The organism is Acinetobacter sp. CFCC 11171 (assembly GCF_003268405.1).
Classification (GTDB): domain Bacteria; phylum Pseudomonadota; class Gammaproteobacteria; order Pseudomonadales; family Moraxellaceae; genus Acinetobacter; species Acinetobacter amyesii.
The window spans coordinates 1-16,922 of the sequence record NZ_LQXP01000006.1; the positions used below are offsets into that span (position 1 = coordinate 1).

The 16,922-nt window shown below is 37.7% G+C and carries 16 protein-coding genes, 1 rRNA gene, 2 pseudogenes and 1 riboswitch; of the genes and pseudogenes, 6 read left to right on the plus strand and 13 right to left on the minus strand.

What is annotated here, in order from left to right:
• The first annotated feature begins 19 nt into the window (after positions 1-19).
• Both rrf and AVJ20_RS04475 read left to right on the plus strand, forming a co-directional pair.
• A 5S ribosomal RNA gene (gene rrf, locus AVJ20_RS04470) occupies positions 20-134 on the plus strand.
• Positions 135-386: 252 nt separating this feature from the next.
• Complete coding sequence (locus AVJ20_RS04475) at positions 387-827, plus strand: hypothetical protein (protein ID WP_111884295.1); 441 nt, start codon at positions 387-389, stop codon at positions 825-827.
• Between the two features lie 11 nt (positions 828-838).
• Here the strand turns inward: AVJ20_RS04475 and AVJ20_RS04480 are convergent, their stop codons facing one another.
• The 10 genes and pseudogenes from AVJ20_RS04480 to AVJ20_RS04525 all read right to left on the minus strand — a co-directional run bounded on the left by AVJ20_RS04480 (position 839) and on the right by AVJ20_RS04525 (position 9,772).
• Complete coding sequence (locus tag AVJ20_RS04480; RefSeq protein ID WP_111884296.1) at positions 839-1,270, minus strand: roadblock/LC7 domain-containing protein; 432 nt, start codon at positions 1,268-1,270, stop codon at positions 839-841.
• Between the two features lie 10 nt (positions 1,271-1,280).
• Positions 1,281-1,817 (minus strand): GTP-binding protein, encoded by a 537-nt coding sequence (locus AVJ20_RS04485; protein ID WP_111884297.1) that lies wholly within the window; start codon positions 1,815-1,817, stop codon positions 1,281-1,283.
• A gap of 9 nt (positions 1,818-1,826) precedes the next feature.
• Positions 1,827-2,786: a hypothetical protein gene (locus tag AVJ20_RS04490; protein WP_111884298.1), complete on the minus strand. Its 960-nt coding sequence runs from the start codon at positions 2,784-2,786 to the stop codon at positions 1,827-1,829.
• Between the two features lie 51 nt (positions 2,787-2,837).
• The gene (locus AVJ20_RS04495) at positions 2,838-3,197 is read right to left on the minus strand and encodes a hypothetical protein (protein ID WP_078193877.1); all 360 of its coding nucleotides are present in this window, start codon (positions 3,195-3,197) and stop codon (positions 2,838-2,840) included.
• A 480-nt stretch (positions 3,198-3,677) separates the two neighbouring features.
• Positions 3,678-4,262, minus strand: a complete 585-nt coding sequence (locus AVJ20_RS04500) for a lytic transglycosylase domain-containing protein (protein WP_111884299.1) — start codon at positions 4,260-4,262, stop codon at positions 3,678-3,680.
• Between the two features lie 342 nt (positions 4,263-4,604).
• A complete protein-coding gene (locus tag AVJ20_RS04505; RefSeq protein WP_111884384.1) occupies positions 4,605-5,090 on the minus strand; it encodes a GNAT family N-acetyltransferase in 486 nt (161 codons plus the stop codon).
• Positions 5,091-5,178: 88 nt separating this feature from the next.
• Complete coding sequence (locus tag AVJ20_RS04510; RefSeq protein WP_111884300.1) at positions 5,179-6,378, minus strand: acyl-CoA dehydrogenase family protein; 1,200 nt, start codon at positions 6,376-6,378, stop codon at positions 5,179-5,181.
• Positions 6,379-6,407: 29 nt separating this feature from the next.
• Positions 6,408-7,693, minus strand: a pseudogene (locus AVJ20_RS04515) (acyl-CoA dehydrogenase family protein).
• A 241-nt stretch (positions 7,694-7,934) separates the two neighbouring features.
• The gene (locus AVJ20_RS04520) at positions 7,935-9,308 is read right to left on the minus strand and encodes an ABC1 kinase family protein (protein ID WP_111884301.1); all 1,374 of its coding nucleotides are present in this window, start codon (positions 9,306-9,308) and stop codon (positions 7,935-7,937) included.
• A gap of 158 nt (positions 9,309-9,466) precedes the next feature.
• Positions 9,467-9,772, minus strand: a complete 306-nt coding sequence (locus AVJ20_RS04525) for a hypothetical protein (protein WP_078193872.1) — start codon at positions 9,770-9,772, stop codon at positions 9,467-9,469.
• Between the two features lie 311 nt (positions 9,773-10,083).
• Between AVJ20_RS04525 and prmB the strand changes: the two genes are divergently transcribed.
• From prmB to AVJ20_RS04540, 3 genes are all read left to right on the plus strand, one after another.
• A complete protein-coding gene (prmB, locus tag AVJ20_RS04530) occupies positions 10,084-11,094 on the plus strand; it encodes a 50S ribosomal protein L3 N(5)-glutamine methyltransferase (protein ID WP_078193871.1) in 1,011 nt (336 codons plus the stop codon).
• Between the two features lie 13 nt (positions 11,095-11,107).
• Positions 11,108-12,202, plus strand: coding sequence for a chorismate synthase (gene aroC, locus AVJ20_RS04535; protein ID WP_111884302.1), 1,095 nt, complete (start codon positions 11,108-11,110; stop codon positions 12,200-12,202).
• A 146-nt stretch (positions 12,203-12,348) separates the two neighbouring features.
• Positions 12,349-12,864 (plus strand): GNAT family N-acetyltransferase, encoded by a 516-nt coding sequence (locus AVJ20_RS04540; RefSeq protein WP_111884303.1) that lies wholly within the window; start codon positions 12,349-12,351, stop codon positions 12,862-12,864.
• Positions 12,865-12,968: 104 nt separating this feature from the next.
• Here AVJ20_RS04540 and AVJ20_RS04545 read toward each other — a convergent pair whose 3' ends face one another.
• The gene (locus AVJ20_RS04545) at positions 12,969-13,496 is read right to left on the minus strand and encodes a hypothetical protein (protein WP_111884304.1); all 528 of its coding nucleotides are present in this window, start codon (positions 13,494-13,496) and stop codon (positions 12,969-12,971) included.
• 174 nt (positions 13,497-13,670) lie between these two features.
• Entirely contained in the window at positions 13,671-14,444 is a 774-nt protein-coding gene (locus AVJ20_RS18615) for a hypothetical protein (RefSeq protein ID WP_111884305.1), read from the minus strand.
• Between the two features lie 229 nt (positions 14,445-14,673).
• A riboswitch (glycine riboswitch) is annotated at positions 14,674-14,764 on the plus strand.
• A 134-nt stretch (positions 14,765-14,898) separates the two neighbouring features.
• On the opposite strand from AVJ20_RS18615, the gene AVJ20_RS04555 reads away from it, so the two are divergent.
• Positions 14,899-16,140, plus strand: coding sequence for a D-amino acid dehydrogenase (locus AVJ20_RS04555; protein ID WP_111884306.1), 1,242 nt, complete (start codon positions 14,899-14,901; stop codon positions 16,138-16,140).
• 75 nt (positions 16,141-16,215) lie between these two features.
• On the opposite strand, the pseudogene AVJ20_RS04560 reads toward AVJ20_RS04555, so the two are convergent.
• Positions 16,216-16,867, minus strand: a pseudogene (locus AVJ20_RS04560) (hypothetical protein).
• Positions 16,868-16,922 lie beyond the last annotated feature (55 nt).

The window sequence follows — 16,922 nt, forward strand, 5'->3', positions numbered from 1 at the left end:
AAGTATCCATAACAGTTGTGCTGGCGACAATAGCAAGAGTGAACCACCTGATCCCTTCCCGAACTCAGAAGTGAAACCTCTTAGCGCTGATGGTAGTGTGGGGTTACCCATGTGAGAGTAAGTCATCGCCAGCTCATTATTCGAAACACCCCCTGATATCTCAGGGGGTGTTTTTTTATGTGCGGGGAAAAAGTGAAAGTTATCAAAATAGAAAAATAATAAGAGAAGCAAATTCAAAAAATAGGAAAACGAGAGATATTTAAAGAAAATAAAACTAAAATGCTCAATCCATTTATATCATTTTAAAATCTTTTGCTAATGAAAATGTGTAATAAATCAATATAATAAAATCGTTTGTCTCATTAATAATATATAGGGTATTTAAGATGTTTTTAAAAAAATTATTAGCTACAGTTTTATTTGCATTTGTTTCTTTCAATACTACAGCTGGTGTGTATCAGGATAAACTAAGTGAATGTTTGGTAAATAAAATTTCAGCAGAAGAGAGTCAGAACTTAACGACTTGGATTTATTTGGCATTTTCAGCACATCCAGAAATTTCTAAATATAGTAAAGTGACGTCCGCTGAGATGCAAAAAATTGATAAAAATATGGCAAATTTATTTCAAGATTTATTTACTAAACGTTGTAATGCTGAAATCAAAGCTGTTACAGAAAATGAAGGAACAAATGCTTTGGGTAAAGCATTTGAACTATTGGGGAATCGTGCAGCTGAGAACCTGATGAAAAATCCAGTTGTTGAAAAACGTATTGCATCATTTGCACAATATTTTGATGAAGATAAAATGCGTGAATCGATGAAATAATTTGAATCGGACTAGGCGAATGTATTTGACAGTTGATATTCGCTTAGTTCATTACTCACTCTTTTTAAAGAATATAATAATTGCCCTAATAATACATTTTTTGATGTCAAGACAACTAATATCATGGGGTGCTGAGGGTGAGAGATCGCTGTGAGTAATGCTTTACCATTTTCAGCATCTAATGTAATGGTTTGACAACCAATTAAATTAATCTCGTTAGTAAAAGCTTGAACCATTGCTAAGATCGAACTGCTTACAGCTGCAAGTTTTCCAGAATTTTCAATATTTTTCTTTTCTATAGATTTTAATTCAAAACCATCTGTTGAACATAACATCATAAATTCAACACCAGACACATCAGAGACTAACTCTTTCATGAGTTTATGCGCATGTTCAATAAGCTGTAGAGGTGCTGAACGTGATGTACGAATTGCTGTATTCATAATATCTTCATTAAATTGAAAGTTGAACTTCGGCTTTTGCAATGAGTGCTTCTAGAATAAAAAGAATGTCATTTTTATTTCTAGCATCGATGTAAAAAATCGGGTGATGTATCTGTTGTGAATCCTGCCAATGTTTATAAGGTTTAGTGGATTTATACTGCGTGCTATCTAAATGCGTAATCGCGATGATGATGTTTTCATTATTTTCAGAGAAATAATTTAAATAATCATTTAGCTGCTGAATTGGATGATCATGTGTATGATCAATCAAAATAATTGTACCAATTGCGCCGTTGCAAATGGTATTCCATATAAAGTTAAATCTTTCTTGGCCCGGCGTACCATATAAACCAAGTTTAGTACCATCGGCTAGAGTAAGTTCACCATAATCAATCCCAACTGTAGTTAACATTTTTTGATGTGCATTTTGATCAGTATTAAGCGCTTCTGTACTCAGTACAGGAATATCAGAAATACTTTGAATAGCAGTGGTTTTTCCGGCACCCATCGTTCCGGCAAATACGATCTTGTATTGCTGTAAAATCATAATGAAATTTTAGATTCCTAATTTTTTTCGAAGACTACGGAAAAAACTCTGTAGTGGATTTGAAGATTCTTGAGCTGTTTTTTGGCTATGATATACACTCGCCATGGCTGGTATCTCTTCTATGATTACAGCAATGTGGCATGCAAATAAATAGCGATTGATAATGTTTTGGCTCAAATGTATTTGTTCAGCAATATATTGAGTAGAACTACCTTCCATAAAAAAAGCGGATATTTTCAATAGTGATTGTCGCTCAGCACAATGTATAGGCTGTGGCCAATGCAAAAGTTTATAGTGGCTTGTGTAATTGGGGGGAGTATCATCTACGTAATCCCAAACAAATTGCCATAATCCATGCTGTAAATTTATTGATTCCAACCCATATTTAAAAGTGACAACTGTATTTGTATCTGCTGAAATGAGTGTGATTTCAGAATTTTGTGTGATTTGTATATTTTGTTCTATCCAAAACTCATTGCTTAAGTTATCAATGAGTGCGATTGGTTTTTGATCTAAAAGCAATAGTTGACGTTGATGTTTATTTAAATCTTTAAAAGCCTGTGAGATCTGGAGTGCATTTAATTTAGGTTTTGTGTCTTGAACAACAATAGGATTGGATACATTTACAGGATTAATGTCTCGGAACCTTAACGCAACTGAATGCTCTAACCAATGCTCAAATTGATTGGTATTTGTTAGGGGTAAAAACAGGGTATCGTGTTCGATTTGATTTGCTTTCAATTCATTTTTTTTAAGTTTAAGTATGATTAAAGCTTCGTGCCTTATTTTATTTATATTCGGCAGGTCGATAAAGTCATCATTGATTAATAGGACTTGGAGTTTCGAATCTGCAATGTTTGTCCAATGAATAGTAAAAGTTTCAGATAGCTTATTTGAAATAATAGATTTAATGTCATTGATAACATTTAGATTTAAGCCAAAGATAGAAATATATAATGTGCTATTCACGAAATGGTCCAGAAAACAGGGTTATTTCTGGTGAAATAACCCAACTTTAAATTAAGAAAAATCTAATTCTTTTTCGAAATGTTTAAGTTCATGGCGAGCCATAGCAAGGTTTGATTTACTACGGTCTAAGACGAGGTAAAGAAATAATGCTTCATTTGAGTCGAGTGGGCGGATTAAGTGATATTGTTTACCCAGAGTAATTAGAATGTCTTCAATAGAGTCATTTAAATTCAACGCTTTGGCAACTTTACGCTTTGAGCGTACAACTTCAGTATTACCAGCAGCAGCTAATTCTAAATCGATGTCGTTATTGCCTTGTGTCGCCATAGCAAGGCCACTTTCGCTGTCAACCAAAGCTGCAGCAATAAAACCGTCAATGTCTGTTAAAGCGTTTAAAGATAATTTGGCCATTATTAACCCCAATAAATTATATGTTAATCAGTAATATAGTTTTACTGACCTATATGATATTAGCTAAAAATGATGAATAAACAATGCTAAAAAAATCAGCTGGTTGATTATTGTTAATAATAAATAAAGTAAAAATGGTCTTTAAACGATTCTTGGCTGCTAATAGTTGTAGGATTGTGTAGAATATTTAAACCTTTTATAGAATTGTTGTATATGAAATTCAATTAAGGTTGTTGTTTTATAAGAGTTTTTTTATTAATAGATTTAATGTATTATTTCATTAATTTAATATACAAAAACGATTGTATAAGATTAAATAAGTATTAAATATCTGTGCTGTTTGTTTATTTTTTGATCATTAAAATATATTATATAATATTATTTCTAGATTAATATTTGTGATTTAAGTCTATTAAGTTTAATTATTTGTGATATATGTTAAAAGTTCAATCCTGGGGTAATAGGATTGAACTTTACTTCTTATAATGCACTTTTTAAATTATTTCGATGTTGTTTCACTTGTTTTGCATAACGTTTGCCTTGTTTTTTCATTTTTCGATTGGTGTTATAAGCGGTAGGTCCGACATTATAGTAGGCTAAAGCTTTTGGCATGCTGCCAGCGGCATTTTTATATTTAGTTAAAATAAATGACCCACAATTAATATTGGTTAATTCGTCATATAAATCCCCAGGGCATGTTGCTTGCCAATAACGTGGCATCACCTGAGTTAAACCGACTGCACCTGCAGGTGAACTGACATAAGGGCGGAAAGTTGATTCTTGGCGAATAACAGCAGCCAGTAGTAAAGGATCTAAGTTGTATTGATCAGCAGTTTGCACAATGTAGGGTGACACTCGATTTGCAGTTTCAGGATTGACTGAATAGGCCTTTTGGATCCCTGATGAAAGTTTAACAGCACGTTTTTCTACAGAGCCACCACCGAGTGATGAACATCCAGAAATCAGGGTTACAGATATAATAACAGTTGAAAACTTTAAGCTGTGAGCGCTTAGGAGCGACGAAAGACGAGTTGAAAGGCGAGTTTTATTCAGTACATTCTGCATTTATATTCACTTTAAAATAATCATGGCTAAGTGTAATTTCTAAAGTGATAGTATGAACTGGAGACTCAGAGGTCAATATTTTCTTAAGTTGCTCTATACAGTGTAATTGTAAAAATTGATGGAAATGTACTCAAATTACATGATTGTCTAAGTGAAGAGAGAAAAGCAGATCGTGTTAATTGAGTTAGTATTTCTCTCTTTACATTCTTACTTACTTAAGATTGTGGGTTATTCAAAAGCGGAGATCTTTAATTATAAAAAACTTGAATATCCACTCATTAAATATCTCTATTTGAAAAAGCTCTAAAACCTTTTCAGCGAAATTAATTAAATCTAAGTTTATTAAAGCGTTTTAAGCATCCAAATTTCACATGCTTGACTATGACCTGTATTGCCCTTAGGAGCTTGTAAGTGTTGAAATCCTACTTTTTCATAGAGTTTCACCGCTTGCCCAAGTGTATGTGTAGTTTCTAAATAACACGCTTTAAAATTATGATCTTTGGCGAATTGAAAACAAAGTTCTAAAATATTTTTGGCTAAGCCATGACCACGTAATTCAGGCATAAAATACATTTTTTGGATTTCTAAAATGCTTGAATCTCCAGCTAAAGGAGAAAGGCCGCCACCACCTAAAATTGTACCGTGTGGATTTTCAATAACCCAATATTGTGCATTTGCTTGCGCATAAACTTGATATAAATCATCTAAAATTGGATCTGCAACGGCAAATCCTGATTCAGGTGCTAATCCAAATTCTTTGGAAACTGTGCGAATGACATTGGCAATACTTGCATTGTCTTCAAGTTGAAGTGGTCGGATTTGAAACATAATCATCGAAAAACAAAAAGATGGATTGTTTATAGACTGATCCTATAAAAAAATCCATCTCTAAGTTTAAAATTACTCAAGCAAAAAATTACTTTAATTCGCTTGAACTTTTACCCAGTTCACGTCGTGCAACGATTAATTGTTGAATTTGCTGTGTGCCTTCAAATATATCGAGGATTTTTGAATCACGTGCCCATTTTTCCAATAATTCATCTTCGTTATAACCAACTGCAGCTGCGAGCTCTACACACTTTAAGGTGATTTCATTAACTACACGGCCTGCTTTTGCTTTAGCGATGGATGCTTCACGTGAGTTAGGTTTTTTGTTGTCAGCCATCCATGCGGCTTTGAGCATGAGTAGACGTGCTGCTTCCCAGTCTGCTTCCATTCGGTAGATTTGTGCAGCAATATTCGAGCTTTGTAAGATCGGTGTTGAATACTGCTCATCTAATTTATCTTTAAAGATTTCTTTAATTCGCTCTAAAGATGCCTTTGCACAGCCTATAGCCATCGCAGCAACGAGTGGGCGAGTATTATCAAAAGTTTCCATAACCCCAGCAAAACCCTTTGCTACATCAATTTCAGCATTGCCTAATAAGTTTGCAGCAGGGACACGACAATCTACAAAGCTAATGGCAGCCGTATCAGAGGCTTTAATACCCAATTTATGTTCTAGGCGTTCTACAGTCATGCCCGGCGTACCTTTTTCAACAACAAAGGATTTAATCGCTGCACGACCTAAATTTTTATCTAGTGTTGCCCAAACAACTACTGAATCAGCACGTTCGCCCGAGGTGACAAAGATTTTTTCACCATTGAGGATGTATTCATCGCCATCTTTCGTCGCTGTTGTCCGAATTGCTGCTGAATCAGAGCCGCAATTCGGTTCCGTAATAGCCATAGCGGCCCAAGTTCCTTTTAAGCGCTCTAGTTGTTCATCATTGGCTACTGCTGCAATAGCCGAGTTTCCAAGCCCTTGGCGAGGCATGCTGAGCAACAGGCCTGTATCTCCATAGCACATCTCGATGATACTGAGGGCTGTCGACATATTGACACCGTTTTTATTTCCAGTATCTGTGTCGCCACGTTTATTGACGGCAGCACCTGCATTCATGCCATCACCGCCATCATTCATACCGTCGACGAGGGAAGACAACATGTCTAATTCTTTAGGATAGGCATGTTCGGCTTTGTCATATTTACGTGAAATAGGACGTAGAACATTTAAAGCGACTTTATGGGCTTGGTCGATCAGCAATTTAAATTTTTTCGGATTTTGTAAGTTCATGGACATTTCCTTGTTTTTATTTTGCTGAATTAAGCATGTAAGCCAGATTGAAGAATCGCTGTGGCACGTAAGTCTCTATACCAACGTTCTACGGGATGTTCTTTGGTAAAGCCGTGACCACCTAATATTTGCACGCCATCGGTCCCAATTTTCATAGACTTTTCAGCACATAATACGCGGGCTAAATAGGCTTCACGATGAAAGGGCTTGCCAGCTTCGGCTAGACTTGCTGCATTGAGGATGAGCATATGCATGGCATCAATTTCGATTGCCATATCTGCAATCATAAATGCCACACTTTGACGGTGCGAAATTGGCTCCCCAAAAGCTGTACGTTCGTTTGCATATTGAATGCAATATTTCTTGACTGCAGTTGCGGTACCAACAGCCATGGCACACCACATTAAATTGCCAAGATCGATAAATGATGTGTAGTTGAAATCTTGATCGCCTAAGCGTTGGGCAGGGGTCTGATCAAATTTTAACGTTACCGTTTCAGTGGCTTTCAAACCCATAGCAGGTGTTTTTTTTGCGCTAATGCTCTGGTCACGTTGCACAATAAAAACTTCAGGCTGCTCATTGAGCATGGCACTCACCAAGAGCACATCTGCCTGTTCACCTAAAAGAACTAAGGTTTTCTCCCCACTGATTTTATACTGCTGGCCATCAGCAATCGCGTGAGTTTTAAGTTGATAGGGATTAAATGCCGCTGTTGCCTCTTGAACCGCAAAGCTTGCACGTAGGGCTGAATCATCTGCAAATGCCGCTAAGTAGGTTGCTTGAACAGATTCGGAACCCCATTGGGTAATGGCGTTGATACAGCTAAATGTCGACAGTAAACCTGCTGTTAAACTAAAGTCACCTTCAGCCAATTGTTCAGCAATTAAGATATTGCTAATGATATTTTTTTCTGCCGCGACACCACCCAAATCTTCAGGTAAGGCATAATAATTTAGACCTAGATCTTGGATATGTTGCCATAACACTTCTGGAAATGTTTCCTCTTGATCGGCTTGATGAGCAAGTGGATACAAGACTTCTGTGGCAAACTGCTGCATCGCATCAGCAGTCATTTGTTGTTCTTCAGTCAGGTTTAAATCAAATAATGATTTTTGTTGATTAGGCAAACGTTGCTTATGCACATCTTTGTTGGTCTGAAATACTTTTTGCGTTTGGCTCAAGTTTTAAAACCAGCTTTTGAGCTCTGATACAAAGATTTTTCGACAAATTTGCGCAGTTTAAACTGATCGAGTACATCACTTCCGGCAATTTTTGTTAAAAGTGAGAGTCCAAATCCTTGTGCCTTGTTTACCATATTGGTCATTGTTGTTTTCCATTTGCGTTGTTCTTATTTAATGCTGACATGCCAAAGATAGAAAAACCATGTCATAAATGACATGCATGATTGTCAAAGATAAACGGCGAGATTAGGTGGGATTCGATAGCTAAATGATTAATTAAGAATAGAAAAGTAAAAAGGCTTAAAAGTATTGTTATTTTAAAATTGACTTGGCTGACATTTGGGTCAGCCAAGTCTTAAGGTGTGCATAGCATCATTATTGATATTTTTGAATCATACGACGAACATTGGTTTTTGCTTCAATGACGGTCATAAAGGTATATGCACCGATAAATTTACGGCTAATAAACATAAACTCTTTAGGTGGAACAGAGAAGTAACGAGATGCCATCGATTTTGACGCTTGTTGCATCACACGGCTATGTAATTGGCTTTTTTTCCAGTCATAGCGTTGTTGTTCGTCCATAACGCCAGCAGGGATGTCTGGGTTATTTTCAGTGTTACTAAATGCCTCTGTCGCTAACAGAAAGACTTTAGCCATATCAGGTTTAATACTTTGTGGAATACCATCAAAGAACTCATAACCTGTCATCGCTTTGACCATTTGCTCAGAGCTATGGTGATAACCCGCGGTAATCAAATTACGTGCAACGCCTAATAGATGCTCATCGAACTGACGGATCGCACCAAAGTCGAGGAGTACGATTTTATCTGGTACATCCGCACCATTGCCCAAACGAACCAAATAGTTTCCGAAGTTAGGGTCGGTTTGCATTTCACCCCATTCAAAAATTTCACGTACGGCAATCTCAAGTGATGCTTCACCTAAGGCATTGCGACGCTCTTGAGGAAGTGACAGCATTACTGGGCTGTTAATCGGTACACCACGTTCAAAGGTCATACACAGTACTTGAGGTGTTGAATAACCTTCAATGATTTGCGGCACGATATAGCGTGGGTCTTCTTTTAAGCGTGCAGCAAAACGGCGAGTGGTATCTGCTTCGATTTTATAATTTACTTCACGATGCATCATTTCACGAACTTCATCAAACCACTGATCAAATTCACGGGTTTGAGGAACCATTCGTGTCAGTTTGAGCATGTTTTTGAATAGATTCATATCCGAATCGATAGCATCTGCCACACCCGGATACTGGATTTTTAAAACCAGTTCTAAGCCATCAGATTTGCGTTTTGCACGGTGAACTTGTGCCAAAGAAGCTGTACCAAGTGGCTCATGATCAATCACGAGATCATCAAGCTTTGAACCAAGTTGATTTTGTAATTGGACTTTGATGGCTGGCCATGCCAAAGCAACTGTTTGATTGTTCAAGGTGTTGAGGGCTTGGGTGATTTCTTCAGGCAGAAAATGTTCACCATACAATGCCATCATTTGCCCAATTTTTACAATTGAACCTTTTAATTTACCAATTTCTGCGACGAGATATTCAGCCTGATCTTTCATGGCTTTTTTACGCTTTTTCTCTTTTTCTTCTTCACTCGAAAAAATAGAAGTGGCGTTTGATGCTGCCCAACGAGTTCCCGCAAGTAGCGATGCCTTTGCGATAGATAAGCGTCGATCCATAGAAGACGTTTTCAAGTGTTTGAGCTTATCGTTCTGATCTGACATGTAAATTAAATCCTTTAATCAGCAATTCGCAGAAAAATACATTGTAGCTAATTTTAACGTTTCTTAACGTATTAAAATAGTTCAACTTACTGAATATGCAGTAAGCATTTGCAAACTTAAGCAAGATGCCACGTAGACAAGCACATTGGAAAAGAAAACTATAAACGATATTTGATTTTTACCGTATCGTTTTGCATCAATGCCGCTTTATGTTCTTCAATATGTTGATGAATAAGGTGTTGGACAGATTCGTCTTTAAATCCGGCAGCATAACCTTTGACAATAATAATGCTCGGTAAGCTAAAAAATAGGGTACGAGCGTTTTCTAAACTCGGATCAGGGAAAACTTGATGTTCGATCAGCAGTTGCTGAAAAAATGCCTTTTCATTTTGCACGTTTAAAGACTGAGTGTCTTCCCAATAGCTTTGACGCATAGCCATGAGGTTATTGTGCTTATAGCTCATTGGAGCCCCGCATTTAAAATTTAACTGTTTGTATGGGGATGATTTTAAGAAATTAAAGCTTAGGATCAAGTACAAATTGCTAAACAATTGAGCTTGAATTGGTTTTTATTCGTAATTTTTATCTATTAGGTTTTATAGTATGCTGAAGAAAAGCCTAAATTACACATTTCATTTCAGCGAATGTATCAGACCTCATATATACGGTTATGAAATGCTTTCAAGCGGTGAATAATGCCGTATTTTTATTATAAATAGCATTAAAACAAGGTATCATAGGGCGTTTAAAAAATTATGAATTGGAGACGCCTTAAGTGGATCGACCGACTATTAGCCCTGAACATTTACAGGAAGCAGCTGAAAACCTATCTACAATTCGTGATTATATCCGCTTTGGGGTAACAGCTTTACGTCAATATGATGCCCACTTAGGACAAGGTACAGAAGACTATTTTGCTGAAAGCTCAGCATTGGTTTTACAAACGTTATCTCTAGATTGGAATGCAGATGCGGAAATCTTAGATGCGAAATTATTGCCAAGTGAAGTTGCAGAATTTTTAGCATTGTTAGAACGTCGTATTAATGAAAAAGTTCCGACGTCTTATTTACTAAACTTGTCATATTTCTTTGGTAAGCCATTTTATGTCGATGAACGTGTACTGATTCCACGTTCTCCAATCGCGGAATTGATTGAAAACCGTTTTGCGCCATATTGCTTAGGTGAAAATGGCGAAATGGGTGCTGCGGTTAATAATCTACCTGAAAATGCCAATCCAAAAACTCCTCAGCGCATTTTAGATATGTGTACGGGTTCGGGTTGTATCGCGATTGCTTTAGCATATGCATTCCCAGACGCTGAAGTTGATGCAACAGATTTATCTAAAGATGCGCTTGAAGTGGCACAAATTAACTGTGAACACCACAATAAACAATATCAAGTGGCTTTACTTGAGTCTGATTTATTCGCCAAAATTCCAGCAGAAAATCAATATGATTTAATCGTGTCGAATCCACCGTATGTGGATGCTGAAGACATGGCAGATTTACCAGAAGAATTCCACCATGAACCTGAAATGGCGCTTGCTGCGGGTCAAGATGGTTTGGATCTTGTCCGTAAAATGTTGGCACAAGCTGCAGATTACCTGACTGAAGATGGCTTAATTGTGATCGAAGTGGGTAACTCAGAATGGGCAATGCGTCAAAACTTCAATACCGTTGATTTTTACTGGTTACAGTTCCAAAAAGGCGGTACAGGTATCTTTGCATTGACTGCTGCTCAATGCCGCGAATACCGAGATTTATTTATTCAATCTGTTCAAGCATAAGGAGTCGTTTGACATGGCAGGTAATAGTATAGGGCAGCTCTTCCGTGTAACGACTTGTGGTGAATCTCATGGCGTTGGTTTGATGGCCATTGTGGATGGGGTTCCACCGGGTATTGAACTGACTGAAGCCGATTTGCAAAAGGATCTGGATCGTCGTAAGCCGGGCACATCTAAGTTTGCGACTCAGCGTAAAGAACCCGATGAAGTTGAAATTATTTCAGGCGTATTTGAAGGCAAAACAACCGGTACATCGATTGGTCTTTTGATCCGTAACACAGATCAAAAATCAAAAGATTATGGCAACATCGCGCAAACCTTCCGTCCGGGTCATGCAGACTATACGTATACACATAAGTATGGTTTCCGTGATTATCGTGGTGGTGGTCGCTCGAGTGCTCGTGAAACTGCGATGCGTGTTGCTGCGGGTGCGATTGCTAAAAAATTCTTGTTTGAGAAATTCGGCATAGAAATTCGTGGTCATGTAACCCAAATTGGTACCGAAAAAGCAGAGAAATTGGACTGGAATGAAGTTCCAAATAACCCATTTTTCTGTGGTGATGCAGATGCTGTCCCACGTTTTGAGGCTCTCGTAACTTCACTTCGTGAACAAGGAACGAGCTGTGGCGCCAAACTGGAAATTATTGCGACGCAAGTGCCAGTCGGTTGGGGCGAGCCTGTATTTGATCGTTTAGATGCAGATATTGCACATGCCATGATGTCTATCAATGCCGTAAAAGGTGTTGAAATTGGTGATGGCTTTGGTGTTGCTGAGCAGTTTGGTCATGAAACCCGTGATGAGTTAACTACGGATGGTTTCTTGGCAAACCATGCGGGCGGCATTTTGGGCGGTATTTCGAGTGGTCAAGACATTCGTGTTGCGATCGCCTTGAAACCAACAGCTTCCATTACTACGCCGGGTAAAACCATTACGATTAATCGTGAAGATACAGATGTGTTGACCAAAGGTCGCCATGATCCTTGTGTCGGTGTTCGCGCGACACCAATTGCAGAGGCGATGTTAGCAATTGTGCTCATGGATCACTTCATGCGTAACCGTGCACAAAATGCAGACGTTATTGCACCATTTGCTCCAATTGAACCCAAGTGAGGAAACAAAGCGCCGCTTTGTTCCGATGCGGTTGGTGAATAGCGCTAGCGAGCTACACTGATGAGCAAATTGCATAAAAAACCAGACAATTGTCTGGTTTTTTTATTTCAGTAAAATAGCCCTATGAAAATAAATAGATAAAAAATATGAATATAAGACATGCTTTACTTGAAGATATTCAGCAGCTCGAAAGCTTAATAAATATAGCCTATCGGGAAAATCATCCCAAGAGTTGGACCACGGAACATCATATTGTTCGAGGAAATCGAATAAATGTGTCTCAACTCAGTCAACTCTTACAAAAAAGGGATTTTCATTTATATGTGATTGAGTCGGTACATGCGCAGATCAAGGGGGGTATTGGTATTCAAATGCAGGGGATGAGCTGTGAAATTGGTCATTTTCCAATTCATCCAAATGAGCAAGCTCAGGGCTTAGGAAAAAAATTATTGCAATTTGCAGAACAACAAGCGATGTTGATTGAACCCAATGTTGAAGAATTTGTCATGTATGTGATTGATCGGCGTTTAGAATTAATAAAATATTATCAACGACGTGGCTATAACATAACAGATGAAAATCAAGCCTATCCTCTTCATCTAGAAGTAGGTCAACCGATATGTGAACTGACAATTAAACAATTAATTAAACGAATAAAATAAAGATCATGTGATGCATTTGATTAATTTATAAGATGAGATGAATAAAAAATCCCAAAAGAAAACATACACTAACTTCTGGGATTTTTATTTTAGACTATTTGGTCTTAAGAATAAGCACGTAAAAATAGACGATAGGCATCTGAAGATTTTTGGTTTTTTAACATATAGTGTGCGGTTTCACCTTGGTTGGTATTCATAATCACAGCAATATTTTTTGCGTCCCGAAATTTTTTAAGCACAGCATCTGGGATCATCACGGTATTAGAAGAATCAATCACATTTGAATTATCTAAGCGACGATAATTTGTTTGACCAATTGCAGGATAAGACAAAACTTTGCCGTCAATCACAAAAGATATTTCACTCATATCAAGCTGCTGTTGATCATAAGAATGCAGTGAAAGTGCATACTCACCTTTGTTTTTTTGCCAATCAATTGCAAGTTCAGGACATTTTTGCCCAGCTTCACATAGTAACTGACCCCGAGTAATGGTTCGTTGGATCACTTTGCTGTTTTCAACAGTATTCACACCATTTAGCTTCAAGGTTCTTGTTTCAGGTTTATTTTTAGGTACGGTAATACAACCCGTGAGTAGTAGGAGTGTAAATCCTAGAACTAAAAAATTTTTCATGCGTATTTCCATGTTAGCGTTATTTTTATGAGCAATATTTATTTTGGTACATATTCACACAGAAAAACAAAAAAGTAAAATACATCACACTTTTCTAGTTTTGTTCGAGCACTGCTTTGATATAAGTGGTTGATATTCAAATAAATAATATTTTTCAGTGATGTTAAGCGAACTTCATAGAAATTTAGATATCTTAAGCAAAATCTGTGATTTCGCGCTATCAATCTGCTCGGGATTGGTTTGTCGAGATAATTGTTCACGTGGTTTTTCACCTAAAAAATATTTGATCCGTTCGGCATTTGCACCTGATGGATGGGGAAGTCCAGCTAAAATCTGTTGATCATTTAAATAGCCTAAGCTGCTTACATAATTTAAAACCTCATCTACACCTTTGCCTAGCGGGATATAAATTGCGTTAGGAAGCTGTTGGACCATAGGAATAAAATAATCATCAATATGTTGTTTTAATAATTCATTTTTTAGCATTGCAGGTGTTGAGCCAGCATAATTTTTTCCATTGACCAAAATGCATTGCTGTAAAACCGAGCACATTTGCACCTTATCTTGATGAATGCTAAATAGCTCAGCAGTGGTCTGTATGCCTAATTGATTGTGTAATCCAATATGATCTAGCAGTTGAGTTAAATTTTTGCGAATAGGGCCACTAAAAGCACCACTATTCTTGGCAAGTTTAAGAATGTTTTCCTCAGATACTTGCTGTTCTAAGCCGACCTTTGCTGCGATTAATGAATTACGCCATTGTTGTTGGCCTGGGCAGATGCCGACGATGACCACTTTTGCATCATGATTTATGGCCTCGAATGGTGCATAAAAACTTTGAACAGGCCCCAGAGTCTTAAGAAGGAGTAAATCACTTTGGGTTAATTCTTCAATAGAATGTGTTTTGATCACAGATGCAAAGCGAGAGAAAAGCGTAGAATCCGACATAAAACTTCAATCTTTCTAGTTATAAATTTCATTTAATATTTTAAACCTTTATTTTAAAGATGAAGTATTTAGGTTTAGAAAAAATGATTTTAAATTTATAACCTAACAACTTAAATCGATATAAAAATAATATTTAACAATATTGACCCAAATAGGACTTGAGATTTGGTACAAATATTGCTCATATCTAACTAAGGCAATACCAAGATGAATGCCGAATAAAAATGAATGGATGATTGCAGGAGAGAAGCACAGATCGTGCTCGCCGAAGGAGCAAGTTCCCCCAGGAAACTCTCAGGCAAAAGGACTGTAATCATATAAAAAATCTGGAGAGAAGTAGGCCGGATCTACTCACCGAAGGGGAAGGTTCACATTGCTTCGCAAGGAACCAAAGCTCTCAGGTACCAATGACAGATGGGGCGAACATAGGAAATATAATTTCCAAGGAGCCTATATGTGTCATATTGTTGTGATTGGTGCAGGTATTACTGGGGTAACGACAGCTTACGAACTCGGATTACTCGGCTATCGTGTCACTGTGGTTGATAAACATCTTTATCCTGCGATGGAAACGTCGTTTGCCAATGGTGGTCAATTATCAGCGTGTAATGCTGAGGTCTGGAACCAAAAAGCAACGGTGGTGAAAGGCATCAAATGGATGTCACAAAAAACCGCGCCATTATTATTAAATCCAAGTTTTAATCTACACAAATATTCATGGCTCTTTGAGTTTATGGGACATATTAAAGATTATCGTGAAAATACTCACGAGACTGTACGTCTCGCATTGATGGCACGTCAGCGTTTATTTGAAATAGCTGAGCATGAAAACTTACAGTTTGATTTAGAAAAACGCGGCATTTTACATTTCTTTCATAATCAACATGATTATGAGGTAGCGACTCAAGTTAATAATATGCTCTGTGAGGGTGGTTTAGAGCGTCATCCTGTGACATTAGCTGAAATCCGTGACATTGAGCCTAGTCTGACAGGTGAATACTATGGAGGCTTTTATTGTCCGGGTGATGCCACTGGAGATATCCATAAATTTACAACGCAGCTTGCCAAAGCAACGGAACGCTTTGAAGTGAAATATATGTGGGGTTTTGAGGTGACTGACTTTGAACATCATGCAAAAGGTGTCAATGTTCAGTTAAAAGCCAGTGATGAAAATATGGAACATCCTGATGCTGATACCATACTTGAAGCAGATGCTGTGGTGGTCTGTGGTGGCGTAGGTAGTTATGAACTTGCGCATAAACTCGGTGACCGCGTAAATGTCTATCCAGTCAAAGGATATTCAATCACCATAAATTTAAATGATGAACAAAGTCAGGCCAATGCGCCTTGGGTAAGTCTGTTGGATGAAAGTGCCAAAATTGTGACTTCACGCTTAGGTGCAAATCGACTACGTGTTGCAGGCACGGCAGAGTTTAATGGCTATAACCGAGATATTCGTGCAGATCGCATTCAGCCCTTAATTGATTGGTCGAATCGTAATTTTAACTTATCAACAGAACATGTGGTACCGTGGGCGGGTTTACGACCAATGATGCCCAATATGATGCCTGTGGTACATGCTGGTAAGCGAGATCATATTTTCTATAATACTGGGCATGGTCACCTTGGATGGACCTTATCTGCGGCAACAGCTGCAATGATCAGCCAGCAAGTGCAGCAAAGACATCCGATTTAACTGACATATTGTAGACATCAAAAAAGCTCAATGTTGAGGCTTTTTTGTATTTTTCTAAGTCATTCGAATTTGGTCTTAATCATATAAACGATAAATCCCTGCAAAACGTTCACAGCCTTTTTGTTCAGTTTTTACTGAGAGTAAGGCTTTACTGTAATTGAACTGATATTTGCAGTCGTGTTCATTATCGGTGATTTGATTTTTTTGTTCGGGTGTTGTGTAAGCTAAAAATGGAATGGTTTGTGTTTCAACTCGATTGTTCGGATTACGATAGGCAATGCCTTCTATTTTGATGCTGTCTTTGCCCAGTTGATGTACCTTTAAATGTACAGGTGATGTCGCAAAATGGCCATTTTCAAATTTAAGATAATGCTGCGTTAAGCTTTGGTTCATTGAGGTATAAATATTCAAATCTTCATGGCGAAGCTCAAATTGTTGTTTAAAACACTCCAAGTTTTTGCATTGCTGAACTCGGCTATACCATAATTTTTGCGTATCTATCAGTAAGCGTATTGGGGCATCGGTAATCAACTGCGCTGTTAAAAAAAGCCCATCTAGCTTTTCACGCTGTTCTTTAAAACGGTCAGAACAATAATTTTTTTTTTGCCTGAGTATTGGCATGATCGCAGTTAATTTTTTCTGCATGCGTAAACGTCGCTAGGCCAGAACCTATGAGCAGAACCAGTCCGAATTTTTTGATGATATTTATTTCAGTTTTCAACAGCATGATCGCTTATACTTTCACTATGTTGCGCTTGCCCACACTATAGCGAAATAGAAAG